This window comes from Acinetobacter sp. ANC 4862, assembly GCF_004336635.1.
GTDB lineage: Bacteria > Pseudomonadota > Gammaproteobacteria > Pseudomonadales > Moraxellaceae > Acinetobacter.
In genome coordinates, this window is sequence record NZ_SJXH01000007.1 from 102,718 (window position 1) to 116,158 (window position 13,441).

The 13,441-nt window shown below is 41.0% G+C and carries 12 protein-coding genes and 1 rRNA gene; 8 read left to right on the forward strand and 5 right to left on the reverse strand.

Going from position 1 to position 13,441, the window contains the following annotated elements:
• Window positions 1-810, forward strand: coding sequence for an ABC transporter ATP-binding protein (locus E0409_RS05115; protein WP_131288500.1), 810 nt, complete (start codon window positions 1-3; stop codon window positions 808-810).
• Between the two features lie 362 nt (window positions 811-1,172).
• The gene (locus tag E0409_RS05120) at window positions 1,173-1,787 is read left to right on the forward strand and encodes a TetR/AcrR family transcriptional regulator (RefSeq protein WP_131288502.1); all 615 of its coding nucleotides are present in this window, start codon (window positions 1,173-1,175) and stop codon (window positions 1,785-1,787) included.
• A gap of 78 nt (window positions 1,788-1,865) precedes the next feature.
• On the opposite strand, the gene E0409_RS05125 is transcribed toward E0409_RS05120, so the two are convergent.
• Both E0409_RS05125 and E0409_RS16465 read right to left on the reverse strand, forming a co-directional pair.
• Window positions 1,866-2,429 carry a phosphorylase family protein gene (locus E0409_RS05125; protein WP_131288504.1) on the reverse strand — a complete coding sequence of 188 codons (564 nt, stop codon included), beginning with the start codon at window positions 2,427-2,429 and terminating at the stop codon, window positions 1,866-1,868.
• 88 nt (window positions 2,430-2,517) lie between these two features.
• Complete coding sequence (locus E0409_RS16465) at window positions 2,518-2,664, reverse strand: hypothetical protein (RefSeq protein WP_165541295.1); 147 nt, start codon at window positions 2,662-2,664, stop codon at window positions 2,518-2,520.
• Here E0409_RS16465 and ribF point away from each other — a divergent pair.
• The 6 genes from ribF (at window position 2,663) to E0409_RS05155 (ending at window position 9,766) form a co-directional block, all read left to right on the forward strand.
• Window positions 2,663-3,664 (forward strand): riboflavin biosynthesis protein RibF, encoded by a 1,002-nt coding sequence (gene ribF, locus E0409_RS05130; RefSeq protein WP_131288506.1) that lies wholly within the window; start codon window positions 2,663-2,665, stop codon window positions 3,662-3,664. The genes E0409_RS16465 and ribF overlap by 2 nt on opposite strands.
• 63 nt (window positions 3,665-3,727) lie before the next feature.
• Window positions 3,728-6,574, forward strand: coding sequence for an isoleucine--tRNA ligase (gene ileS, locus E0409_RS05135; protein WP_131288508.1), 2,847 nt, complete (start codon window positions 3,728-3,730; stop codon window positions 6,572-6,574).
• On the forward strand, window positions 6,567-7,109 hold the full coding sequence (gene lspA, locus E0409_RS05140) for a signal peptidase II (RefSeq protein ID WP_131288510.1): 543 nt from the start codon (window positions 6,567-6,569) through the stop codon (window positions 7,107-7,109). The genes ileS and lspA overlap by 8 nt, the downstream gene beginning before the upstream one ends.
• Window positions 7,102-7,584 (forward strand): FKBP-type peptidyl-prolyl cis-trans isomerase, encoded by a 483-nt coding sequence (locus E0409_RS05145; RefSeq protein WP_131288513.1) that lies wholly within the window; start codon window positions 7,102-7,104, stop codon window positions 7,582-7,584. The genes lspA and E0409_RS05145 overlap by 8 nt, the downstream gene beginning before the upstream one ends.
• A gap of 139 nt (window positions 7,585-7,723) precedes the next feature.
• Window positions 7,724-8,266, forward strand: coding sequence for an NADPH-dependent FMN reductase (locus tag E0409_RS05150; RefSeq protein WP_131288515.1), 543 nt, complete (start codon window positions 7,724-7,726; stop codon window positions 8,264-8,266).
• A gap of 459 nt (window positions 8,267-8,725) precedes the next feature.
• Window positions 8,726-9,766: a TauD/TfdA dioxygenase family protein gene (locus E0409_RS05155; protein WP_131288517.1), complete on the forward strand. Its 1,041-nt coding sequence runs from the start codon at window positions 8,726-8,728 to the stop codon at window positions 9,764-9,766.
• Window positions 9,767-9,833: 67 nt separating this feature from the next.
• Here E0409_RS05155 and E0409_RS05160 read toward each other — a convergent pair whose 3' ends face one another.
• The 3 genes from E0409_RS05160 to rrf all read right to left on the reverse strand — a co-directional run bounded on the left by E0409_RS05160 (window position 9,834) and on the right by rrf (window position 13,252).
• A complete protein-coding gene (locus tag E0409_RS05160) occupies window positions 9,834-10,997 on the reverse strand; it encodes a PQQ-dependent sugar dehydrogenase (RefSeq protein ID WP_131288519.1) in 1,164 nt (387 codons plus the stop codon).
• 139 nt (window positions 10,998-11,136) lie between these two features.
• Window positions 11,137-12,855 (reverse strand): sensor domain-containing diguanylate cyclase, encoded by a 1,719-nt coding sequence (locus E0409_RS05165; protein ID WP_165541296.1) that lies wholly within the window; start codon window positions 12,853-12,855, stop codon window positions 11,137-11,139.
• Between the two features lie 282 nt (window positions 12,856-13,137).
• Window positions 13,138-13,252 (reverse strand): 5S ribosomal RNA (gene rrf, locus E0409_RS05170).
• Window positions 13,253-13,441: the final 189 nt, after the last annotated feature.

Here is a 13,441-nt window from a genome sequence, read left to right on the forward strand (position 1 = left end):
ATGACTGATTTAAGTATAGGGCGACATGTAGCTGCAGATCCAACTGCAGCAGAACAGCCAGCCACTGCAGACATCAATCCAGCAGCGGTGGTCGGTGCAGAAATTTTGATTGAGCAACTACATAAATTTTATGGTGATGTTACGGTTCTAGAAGATTTAGACCTGCATATTCAACCCGGTGAATTCCTTGCCATTGTTGGTCGTAGCGGATGTGGTAAAAGTACCCTGCTTCGTCTGATAGCGGATTTAGAACAACCTAGCTATGGTGAAATCAAGTTTAAATCGGCACGACATATTCGCGAAGGCATTACCAGTGATGACATTCGTGTCATGTTCCAGGATCCGCGACTTTTGCCGTGGCGTAGCATTGAACAAAATGTACAATTGGGTTTAGCCAAAGAACATCAAGGTAATGCCTCTGCCCTGTTAGAAAAAGTCGGACTGAAAGAGAAAGCCGGATTGTGGCCGTCACAACTTTCCGGCGGTCAACGTCAGCGTACCGCGCTTGCACGCGCATTGTCACATAAACCTCGCATCTTGCTGTTAGATGAGCCACTCGGTGCGCTGGATGCTTTAACCCGTTTAGACATGCAGAGCCTGATTGAAAAACTCTGGCATGAGCAAGGCTTTACTGCCATTTTGGTGACCCATGATGTCAGCGAAGCAGTACAACTGGCCGATCGAATTATTTTGCTCGATAAAGGGCATATCGCTAAACAATTTAAAGTGGATTTGCCACGACCACGTAAAAAAGATTACGCTTTTACCGAGTTGGAGCAACAAGTTCTCAATGCTGTATTGGCAACATGATTTTTTACATTTAAAATGAGCACATTCTGACCATCAGTTTGGGCTCATCTCATGATCAGGCTGTCTAAACCTCATCTCATTCTTTAATTATTTTAATCACTCATTTATCAATCTAGTATTTAACTTAAGTATTCAAAAAAATATAAAAATTCAATCTTATTGAATTATTTAACGATCTTTATGGAGCTATTTTCTGCCCTATTTTAAAGCATCTTTTTACATTGCTCTAAAACTTGGTAATTTAATAGCTGATCTAAAAAATAAATCGTCAATATTCATAAAATTAAAACTTTTGTCTGTGCACAAATCTGATGATTTGCCGTACAATTTAGGGTTCCACTTTTAATTTTTTTAAATGGCCAATGGAACAAAAAAAGAGTACTCAAAAACGACATCAACTGCTAAATGCAGCACTGGATGTATTTTCCCTTTACGGTTTTAATGGGGCAAGCTTAGACGAGATTGCTCAAATTGCTGAAATGCACAAATCCAATATTTTCTATTATTATGAAAATAAGGAAGCATTGTATGTTGAAGTACTCACCACGGTATTACAAAAGTGGCTTGCTCCGCTGCAAATGCTAGAAACAGAGCTTGAGCCTGAAGAAGCGATCACCAATTATTTATTGCAAAAAATTGAGGTTTCGCGTACCCAGCCGAAAGCATCTCGACTGTTTGCTTTGGAAGTGATTCAAGGTGCGCCGCATATTTTGCCAATTTTAAAAGGTCCGCTCAAGAAACTGGTGAAGCGTAAAGCCAAAGTCATTACCATGTGGCAAGATCAAGGTAAAATTGCCAAGGAAATAGATCCTGAGCTTTTAATTCTGAATATTTGGGCCATTACCCAAAACTATGCAGATTTTGCGACTCAAATGGAAATGGTTACCGGCAAGACCTTGCGTAACCGCAGTATGCAGCAGCGTATCATCCAGCATACTGTCCATATGATGTTATACGGCGTTATTCCTCGCCCATAATTCTTAAATTATCGTCTAGATAATTTTGGCATACGACCATAGACAACTATGGTCGCCGAATTTCCAAATCCACTCTGCTTATTTGATCGTTTGATATAATTTTAATAATTTTTGCGCACCCAATAATAAATTATCTTCCCAATCTAAATGCGCTGTGTCATCCGCACCATCGGTAATATATTTCACTGAAATCAATCGTACACCCAGCTTCTTGCAGACCTTTGCAATTGCGTAGCCTTCCATATCCACCAAATGACAAGGTACTTTCGGCGTACCTGTTTCAAAGCTGTCACCGGTTCCGCAGGTGCCTTTTTCCAGGTGCTGAAAATAAGACTCTAAATGAATTTCTGCAGGATGGTCATCATCCATAGGGGTAACACCGACTTTAAAACCCAGGGGTGAAACATCCATATCACGTTGCACAAAAGTCGTCACTTCAACCAAGGCATGCGCATCAAATTGAGAACTTCCCGCTGAGCCCAAATTCAGCAAGGTTTTACAACCAGTTTTCTGAATCACTTCAAAGGCTTTAAAGGCAGCATTGACTTTACCAATACCACTGTAATGCACTTGAATTCCCGCCTGTTCAAACAAACCTTTCGATTCATTGGGAAGTGCCATAATTAAAGCCAAATCCGACATTGCAATACCTTATTTATTTGCCAACTCAAAACTGCCCCCATTAGAAAAGAATTAGAGGAAGAGTGCAAATTTAAAAATCTGCCCTGAATCAATCTGTATTTTTTGATGTTTCTACACCGCTACTTTTAGCCAGATATCCGATAATTTTTTTGGATGAAAACACAACAACAAGACGAACGCTCAAGATTATGGCAATATATAGCCCTGATAATTTTTCACTTATTGATTCGCCCATGAAGCTGCTCCGCCTGAATGCTTTAGCGCCAAATTTTCAATTGCCAAAAACTGCCGCTACGATTGGTAATTTTGACGGTGTACATTTGGGCCATCAGGCAATGATTGCACAATTAAAACAACTCGCCGCAGCACAAAATTTAAAAACTCTGGTGATGATTTTTGAGCCACAACCTTTGGAATTTTTTAAAGGTTATGAAGCACCGCCTAGAATCAGTTCATTGCGTGAAAAAGTCGAATACTTAACCGAACTGGGTGTCGACTATATTGCGATTGCAAAATTTGATAATCATTTCCGTAGCTTAGATGCTGAAAGCTTTGCCGATATTCTCAAACATAAACTCAATGCGGAACATCTGGTTCTGGGCGACGATTTCCATTTCGGTAAAAACCGTCAAGGCAATAGTGAATTTTTGCGAGCTTATGGTTTTCAGGTCACCAACTTGCATACCATTGCCTTGGAGGGACACCGTGTCAGCTCGACCCGGATTCGTCATACCCTGCAAGCGGGTGATTTAGCTTTGGCTGCAAAATTATTGGGTCGTCCGTATAGCATCACCGGCCGGGTGCAATATGGGGATCAGATTGGACGTACCCTTAATTTTCCAACCATCAACATCCGTCTAAACCGTCATAGACCCTGTTTAAACGGGATTTACGGCGTTGACGTATTATGTGAAACCGGATCTTTAAAAGATAAAGTGAAAGCCGACAATCCTGAAAAACTGGGGATTGCAGGCTATGAACCCACTGCCCTGTTTGGTGCAGGACATGTGGGTACACGACCAGCCATCAAACAGGAACATCCAGAATGGCGATTAGAAGTACATTTTCCTGATGTTTCTGCTAATCTGTATGGCCTGTTAATGCGGGTGACGTTCTTGAACTATTTACATGGTGAAAAGGACTACCCTTCGCTTGAAGCATTGAAAGTGGGAATTGATGACGATGTTGAGAAACTGCTTGAGTTTCGACAAAACACGCCCAATTTCCCCTTTTAAATCCCACATTTTTTATTGTAAAACGCGTCAGCCTAAGACTGATTAAATTGGAAGACAACTTGCATGAGCGATAAGCAAACTCCTGAAAATGCAGTGGATTATAAAGCCACGCTAAACCTCCCAGGTACTGAATTTGCAATGAAAGCAAATCTCGCAGTACGTGAAGCAAAATGGTTAGAAGAGTGGTATGCCGACAACATTTATCAGCAGATTCGTGCGTCGCGTATTGGCAAGAAAAAATATGTGCTTCACGATGGCCCTCCATACGCAAATGGTCAAATCCATTTGGGTCATGCGGTAAACAAAGTACTCAAAGACATCATCATCAAAAGCCGGATTATGGATGGCTTTGATGCACCGTATGTTCCGGGTTGGGACTGTCACGGTTTGCCGATTGAACTTAAAGTTGAAGAAAAAGTCGGTAAAGTTGGCGTTAAAGTCGATGCTGCAACGTTCCGTAAACATTGCCGTGAATATGCCTACACCCAAGTCGAATTACAGAAAAAAGACTTTGTGCGTATGGGTGTGTTTGGGGATTGGGACAATCCTTACCTGACCATGAACTTTGCCCAAGAAGCCAATATCGTGCGTTCATTGGGTGAAATCCAAAAACAAGGTCATATCCAGCCGGGTCTTAAACCAGTCAACTGGTGTTTGGACTGTGGTTCTGCATTGGCTGAAGCTGAAGTTGAATACGAAGATAAAAAATCGGATGCTATCGACGTGGGTTTCACTGTTGTTGATTTAGCAGATTTATCAGCGCGTTTAGGTGTTGAGGTTAAAGACTCAACCGACATCGTGATCTGGACCACGACACCTTGGACTATTCCTGCAAACCAAGCGGTTGCCCTGCATGCGGATATTGAATATCAATTGGTTAAAGCACGTGGCGACGAAAAAGCAGCACAAAACTTTATCTTGGCCAAAGATTTGGTTGAATCTGCAACTGAACGCTATGGCTTTACCACCGTTGAAGTAATTACTGATTTTACCGGTAGCAAACTTGAAAATCTGATTCTACAACATCCTTTAATTACTGAACGTCAGGTTCCAGTGATTTTAGGCGAACATGTAATTGCCACCAGCGGTACCGGTGCAGTACATACCGCACCTGGCCATGGTGTAGACGATTATAAAGTGGGCTTACTATACAACTTAAAAGTTGATAATCCTGTCGGTGGTAACGGTGTGTATTTACCGACCGCACCTGTTTTTGCAGGCGAGCACATCTATAAAGCCAATCCAAAAATTATTGCTGCATTAAGTGAAGCCAACAAGCTTTGGGCACATGTGGTGATTAAACATAGCTATCCACATTGCTGGCGCCATAAAACCCCGATTATCTTCCGTGCGACCCCACAGTGGTTCATCAGCATGGACGAAAAAGGTTTACGCCAAGGTGCTTTAAACGCGATTGAAAACGAGATCAGCTTCGTTCCAGATTGGGGTAAAAACCGTATCGAATCGATGATCGAAGGTCGTCCAGACTGGTGTATCTCGCGTCAACGTACTTGGGGTGTGCCAATCCCGTTCTTCGTACATAAAGACACCAACGAATTGCATCCACGTACCCCTGAACTGATCGAAGAAGTGGCAAAACTGATCGAACAGGAAGGGATTGATGGTTGGTATAACCGTGAAGCGAAAGACTTTATCGGTGCCGATGCTGAACACTACAATGCGGTTCGTGACACGCTAGACGTATGGTTTGACTCCGGTACAACGCACTATGCGGTACTTCGTCAACGTGAAGAACTGACTGATCCTGCTGATTTGTACCTTGAAGGTTCAGACCAACACCGTGGCTGGTTCCAGTCTTCATTGTTAACCTCTATCGCGATTAACAACCGTGCACCGTATAAAGGCTTGTTGACTCACGGCTTCGTGGTCGATGAAAAAGGCCGTAAGATGTCGAAATCCATCGGTAACGTGATCACACCGCAAGACATCATTAAAGATATGGGTGCAGATGGTTTACGTTTCTGGATTGCGTCTTCAGACTACCGTTATGAAATGACGGCCGGTAAAGAAATCTTTAGCCGTGCCTCTGATGGTTACCGTCGTATCCGTAACACCTTACGTTTCTTGTTGGCGAACCTGAATGGTTTCCAACCAGCGACTGATGCATTGCCAGTCGATCAGTTGATTGCGCTTGATCAATACATCCTGCAACGTGCAGCAGACGTTCAAAAAACCATCCAGCAAGCCTATGAAGATATGAACTTCCATATCGTGGCAAGTTCGTTAACCAACTTCTGTATTAATGACTTGGGTGGTTTCTATTTAGACATCATCAAAGACCGTCAATACACAACCAAAGCAGACTCGCAAGCGCGTCATTCTGCACAAACTGCCTTGTATCACCTGGTACAAGCTTTTGTCCGCTGGATGGCACCAATCTTGACCTTTACTGCGCAAGAAGCTTGGCCGTTAATTCCGGGTCAAACTGAGAAATACGTGTTCACCACTGAATGGTATGACATTCCGGTTGCATCGAAAGCCAACCTGGTTTCAGAAGCGGATTGGCAAACCATGATTGCGGTTAAATCTGCAGTGAACAAGCAAATTGAAGCAGCACGTAATGCCAAACTGATTGGTTCTAACCTGTCTGCCAAAGTTGAACTTTGGGCAAATGCTGAATTGAAAGCGGTGCTTGATCAGTTAAGTGATGAACTTCGTTTTGTTCTGATCACATCAACTGTGATTGTAAATGCATTTGATGAAGCACAAGGTGAAGCAACAGATCTTGAAGGCTTACGCGTGAAAGTATCGGCTGCTGAAGGTGAAAAATGTGCCCGTTGCTGGCATGTACTTCCTGATGTAAATACACATCATGAACATCCGGGCCTTTGTTCTCGTTGTATTATTAACCTTCCTACAGGTCAAGGCGAAGAGAGAAAATATGCCTAATCCGCAAACTAAAAAGGGCTTATTCCAGTTCTACCCACACAATCTGGTGTGGGTGGGTTTATCCATTGTCGCGATCATTCTCGACCAATGGACCAAATGGATTGCAGTGACAAATCTGAACTATGCAGATCCTGTTCCTGTACTGCCCTTTTTAAACTGGACATTGCTACATAACTATGGCGCAGCCTTTAGTTTCCTGTCCGATGCCGGTGGATGGCAACGTTATTTCTTTACTTCACTGGCAGGTTTAGTGTCTGTAATTTTTGTATTTTGGCTGATGCGTATGCCGAAAAAAATGGTGATTTTACCGATGGCGATTGCCCTGATTTTGGGTGGTGCGATCGGTAACTTAATTGACCGCATTTCTTTAGGTTATGTGGTCGATTTTATTCACGTTTACTACAACAACAGCCACTTCCCTGCTTTTAATATTGCAGATAGTGCCATTACCGTGGGGACTATTCTGCTGCTGATCGATACGTTTTTTCTAGAAAAACAACGTATTCAACGTGCGGAAGCGCAACACAATGACTGAAATTATTAATCCAAATGAAGAAATCCGTATTAATGATGGTTCGAAAGTAGAACTTCATTTTTCGGTAGCCATTGAAAATGGTGTGGAAATTGATAACACCCGTAGCCGTGAAGAACCAGTAAGTTTGGTGATGGGCGATGGCAGCTTATTACCCGGTTTTGAAAAAGCACTCTTTGGTTTACGTGCCGGTGACCGTCGTACCGTGAGTCTTCCTCCTGAAGATGCTTTCGGTCCCTGGAACCCTGAAAACGTACAAAAATTTGATACGGTTAAATTCGAACAAACACCGATTGTCGGTCATATGATTGAATTTGAAGATAAAGCCAAACAAAGCTTATTTGGTGTAGTGAAATCAGTCGGTGAAGATATTACCGAAATTGATTTCAATCACCCGCTTGCAGGCAAGGACATTACCTTTGAAGTGGAAATCTTTAAAGTGACCCCTGCCGGTCAGCAAGCTATTAAACTGATGTAAAAGATCATCTAAATCATGATTTTTTAAAAGCTCCTTCGGGAGCTTTTTTATGTTCTGGAGATACAAATCCCTAATATTCAGCCCTTAATAATCATATTAATTTAGACCTTGGCTAGCTTTATAAAAAAACAGGTTCAATATGAAAATTCACATTATTGTCGGTAGTGTTCGTGAAGGTCGTATTGCGATTAAAGTCGCGCGCTGGGTACAACGAAGTATCGAAAGAGCCAATTTCAGTACTGTTCAGGTTGAACTGGTCGATTTAAAAGAATGGAACCTGCCTATTTTTTCAGGTGCACATCCACCGATTACGGGTATTTATGATCAACCGAAACAACAGGAATGGGCAGACAAAATTGCTTCGGGTGATGCCATTATTTTTATTAGCCCTGAATATAACCATGGCTATAGCCCGGCTCTCAAAAATGCTTTGGATTACTTAGGCAAAGAATGGCAAGGCAAACCCGCTGCCTATATTGGCTATGGTGCAACCAATGGCTCACGCTCGATTGATCAAATCCGTCAAGTCGGAACCCAACTCGGTTTAGTCGACAGTAATGCTGTGATTGAAATTCGTGACATTTTCTCACGCAATAAAACTGAAGAATTTGAACCCAATGAATTCGATAACAAAAATCTCAGATCTGTTTTGGATAAACTGATTCAATACGTGAATTCCTGATATTTTTTGAGTACCTGTGTAGGTTTAAGCTTACAACAGTTGCCGAATATCTCCACTTTTCACATATTATCCAAAGCGCTATATTTAAAGCATACAGAGACAGGAAGTCTCTTAAGCAAAAAACAATAATGATAAGCAATAAACAGCAGGATGCTGATGGGTACGACAGGAGTTATACCTTTAAAATGAATATAAAAAAGCCTCGACAGGATGTCGGGGCTTTTTTTTCAAAGTCATTTAATTATTCTGGTCATTTAATATCGTGATTTAAAGTGAACCCGCCACTTGTCGAAAAGCTCAATTAAACGACCAAAATTTACATCATGCTGAAATATCAAACTTTATAATCAAATTCAGCAAAAACAATTATCCATACTATCTTTATGAATGATTAGAATAGAGTTAAAAATCATTCTAAGTATCATAAGTAAAACAATAAAAATGCTTGAGAGAAAAATTATGCAATTAGAACATCATTTTCTGAATGATTACGCCAAAGTATTCATAGCTCACCCCGACAACAATGCATGTCATGATTTAGCCCAATATATCGAGAACAATCTTGAAGAGCTGATGCAACAGATCCATCAGCATGGCATCTTGATTTTTCGAGGATTTAACATTCAGCAAACGGATGAATTTCATCAACTTATTGAACAAAAATTCAAGTTACAGCCGTGGAATTCCTTCAATCCGAATATGCCGGGTTGGGTTGCATCATGGATGCGTAAATACAGTGAAAGTATTTTAGGTGCGGGGGATTATCGACGCTATATTGACCGTAATACCGTTCAATTAGGGCCAGTGGAGAACGCTGTACAAGGCCCGCATGTGGAAGGTGGTGTCCGTTCTGAACGCTCACGCTATATCGCTTTATATTGTCAGGAACCCTCAACTTATTTGGCTGAAACTGGCTTTAATAATCTTGAGAAAATTTGGGAAAATTTTCCTGAATCGGTTAAACAAAAATACCAAGGCACTTGGAATCATTTTTCTTATGTCTCATCGCGTAAAATTAATTTTATCGATCGGATCTTACTGAAAAAGAGTCCTTTTAGCGTGAGCATACTGCCTGACAAGAAAGCCAAACTCACCTTGCAACGTGCACCGCTGGTGATTAAGCATCCTGTTACCCAAAAGCTTGCGCTACAACCTTGGGCATTTGCCAACAATACCAATCCATTCGCTTATCAGGCTGCACAAAATTGTTTTGAAAATCGTGGTGATATCCAAATCGATTCCACTGCTGATGGTATGCAGCTAACCTGGGAAATTTTCAATCAACAGGGTCATAAAATTGAATGGACGGATCAAGAGAAACAAGCCTTTTTTGATGCGATGTATCGTGATGCACTGTTATTAGAATGGCAGAAAGGCGATGTTGCCATTGTCGATAATATTAAAATTGCCCATTGGCGCATGAATGGCGAACAAGGCAACCGTAAACTCATTCAAATTCAGGCCAATGTATTTAATGCTGATGATCATTATGCCGCGTAATTCAAGCAGATGATTGACGCAGATACGTTTAAAAGCCCGATATTTCCATAAGGGCTTTTGGATGAAATTATTTCGCAGTCATTTTGAGTAATCTGGCGTTTTTACCATCTTCAATGACCCAAATTGCACCGTCTGGAGCTTCCAGCAGGCCACGAATACGTTGTTTCATATTTAAGCGCTGGACTTCCTTCACAGGCTTCATTTCGGTATCAACCACTACAATAGCTTCAGAAGACAAGCCACAGATCAGGGCCTTATTTTTCCATGCAGGAAATTGGTTGCCTTTATAAAACATCAGACTGGATGGAGAAATCACAGGCGTCCAGCTGATCTCTGGGGCCTTAAATTCAGGGCGGGTATTATGGTCAGGGATTTCTTTCCCATCATAATGATCCCCATTTGAAACAATAGGATAGCCATAATTTTCAGCTTTTATGATGAGATTGAGCTCATCGCCCCCTTTAGGTCCCATTTCAGCCACCCACAGCTTACCTTTACCATCAAATGCAATCCCGAGAGGGTTACGATGCCCCAAAGTCCAGACCTGTTTGGCAACCTCGCCTCGGTTCATAAAGGGATTCCCTAAAGCAGGTGTACCATCATCATTTAAACGCAAGATTTTGCCTAAATTCGATTGCATATCTTGAGCAGGATCAAACTTCTGACGTTCTCCTGAGCTGATCCAGAGCTTGCCATCTGAGCCAAATAACAACCGATGTCCATAATGTCCCTGACCTTGAACTTTAGGCACTTGTTGCCAAATCGTCCTTAAATTCTTAAGTTGGGGCTGTTGAGGATTGGATAAATCCAATTCGCCACGCGCAACCACAGCGCCATAGCCACCCTGTCCTGCTGCTGCATAGCTGATATAGACTTGACGGTTCTGTGCAAATTGCGGATGCAAGGCAATATCTCCCAAGCCACCTTGTCCACCATAAGCCACTTTAGGAACACCTTTGACTTCGACTTTTTGCTTGGTTTGGGGATCAAATAATTGTAATTTGCCTTTTTTCTCAGTAATCAGTAAACGGCCATCTTTTAAAGAGGCAATCGCCCACGGCTCATTAAACTGTGCAATCGTACTAAGTTGATAACCTTGTTGTATTTTTGAGGAAGACTGCTGTTTTTGTTTTGACTGCTCCTGTGGAATGTCATTTTGTGCATGACAAGCCGTTAAACCATAAAAAGTTAAACTTAAACATATAATGGCAGCTGGGTGAATTTGGTTCATACTTTATGCTTCTTTAATGAACATCATGACCAATTTAGCATTACCAGACAAACCACTACATATAAAAAACCAAGTAATGGTAAAAGGATATGACATTTCACTTGAAGAATTGATCAAACCCAATCAGGTTTTCTGTGGCTTACTGAATACAGGCTTGATCACGTTGATTTTTTGCTTGGTAGAGTTGCTGATCTGCTGTTTTCATCAAGCAATCGACACTTTTATAGCAATGTATAGCATCCATAATGGCCACGCCTACACTAATCGTAATAGAGTCTTTTCCATCTTCCCGGTTGATATGTTTGAGTTGCAGTTCACGTATAACCCGACACAATTTTTCTGCAAATTTTTGAGTCTGTTCCCTATTCAAATCAAATAACAAAATTGCAAATTCTTCTCCACCATAGCGCGCTAAAAAACCGGATGCCGGCAAAATTGAATCTATCATCTTGACCAAAGCCTTTAAAATCTCGTCACCTTTAAGATGACCATAATAATCGTTATATTTTTTAAAGTAGTCGACATCAATCATATAGAATCCCAATGAGGATCCTGCTTGAATCGCCTGCTCAAAGCGTTGTTGTATCTCTATATTTAATGCATAACGGTTATAAGCACCGGTTAAGGCATCGGTACGAACTTGATGTGCCAATTGCTCATTCAGTTGCGTTATGGCCTGCGTACGTTCCTGGACTTTTTTATCGAGGGTTTTGTTCCACTGCAACAGTTTCTTATTCAGCAATTCAGTTTTATAGCTCTGCACCGCATAATCACGGCTAAGCTGTAAAGTGACCACCATAAAATACACACACGAACTATAAAAAGCGATTTCAACCGAATCAATCAGCTTTAGTCCCAATAAATAGTCATGTATAAAGGTAAGACACACTAAAACAATGGCAAAGGCATTGGCCTTGGAATAGGGAATTTGATCCCGATAGATCCGGTAAACCGCATATAAAAGATTAGCAAAAATCAGGAATGAAATTGCAAAACTTTGAAAAAATAAGCTTTGAAAAACTAGAGGTTGTTGAGTCAGAGTCACGACTATATTAATACCGATCATTACACAGGTGATCTGTAATAAGAAACGGTGAATGAGCTGATGAGGCAATAGAAAAATATAGAGCAGGAAGAATAGGCAAACCAATTCAGTCAATAAATATTCAAGTCGAGTTCCCCAAAGCCAAGAAATATTGGTAAATAAAGTATAAATAAAGGGAACAGCAAAGAAACTACGCAGACTCAGACATAAAATAAAGAGTCCCAAGAACAGCCAAATATGACTAGACTGCTTGTGGGCAATACGATATAGCGCAAACAACACCATAAAGCAGCCAATCATTAGCAATACACCACTCACAAGAGTGAGAGGAATTACTTGGCGATAAAATTTGTGCAGAATCGGTTTATTGAAACCCATATAAATACTGTTTTCTAGACCACCCCGAATATGCTGAAAACTTGAGACCTGAAGGGTAATTACTACATCGGTTTTATTTGGAAAAAATGACACCAATTTAGGTGCCATTTCTGTTTGATGATGTCCCTCTACACCTACTTGCCCAACTTTTGTGAGTAAACGATCATCTACAAATAATTGATAGGCACCATACGGATATGGGATATACAAATAGATTTGTTGCCCTACCGCAGACTCAGGTAATTTAAAATGTTGCTGAAAGGTCGCTAAACCATCTTTCTGCCCTGAAATACTGAGAAATGATGCAGGTAATTGAACTGTTTTAATAATTTTAGATGGAGAAATCTGAGACGCTTCAACTCCAATGATCAGTTGATTAGGATAATAATTCCATACACCATCAAGTCGCTCATTATGATTTTTGTCAAAATTCAAAGACGTTGATGCATAGACCACTGTACTCAGCAGAAATAGGCATACAGAGAAAATAGCACTGAGAACAAAGCGGAACATGCAGAAAAGATAAGGAGGGATTAAGTGGAAAAGTATAACATTTAACCTTCAAACAATAATCTTATTTGATTGGCCTAAAACTTAATCTTTGATTCGAAAGATAATTTAATCAAAATATAAGAATTTACTCTAATTTTTTCTATTTCTTCTGCCCATAAAAAAATCCCCCTGGCTCTATGGAGTCAGGGGGATTTTAGAATAATGAGCTGGCGATGACTTACTCTCACATGGGTAACCCCACACTACCATCAGCGCAAAGAGGTTTCACTTCTGAGTTCGGGAAGGGATCAGGTGGTTCACTCTTGCTATTGTCGCCAGCACAACTGTTATGGAGACGTTCGGGTCTTATCTTTCGTGCCGTACTTGCGTTTCCAAATCTTTACAGATTGGGCTGTTTGAGTTGCTATTGTCTAACTAACGCTTCACTAAATCAAGTTTTTTGTATTGATTCAATCGAACCATACAACTGTTTGGGTGTTGTATAGTCAAGCCTCACGAGTAATTAGTA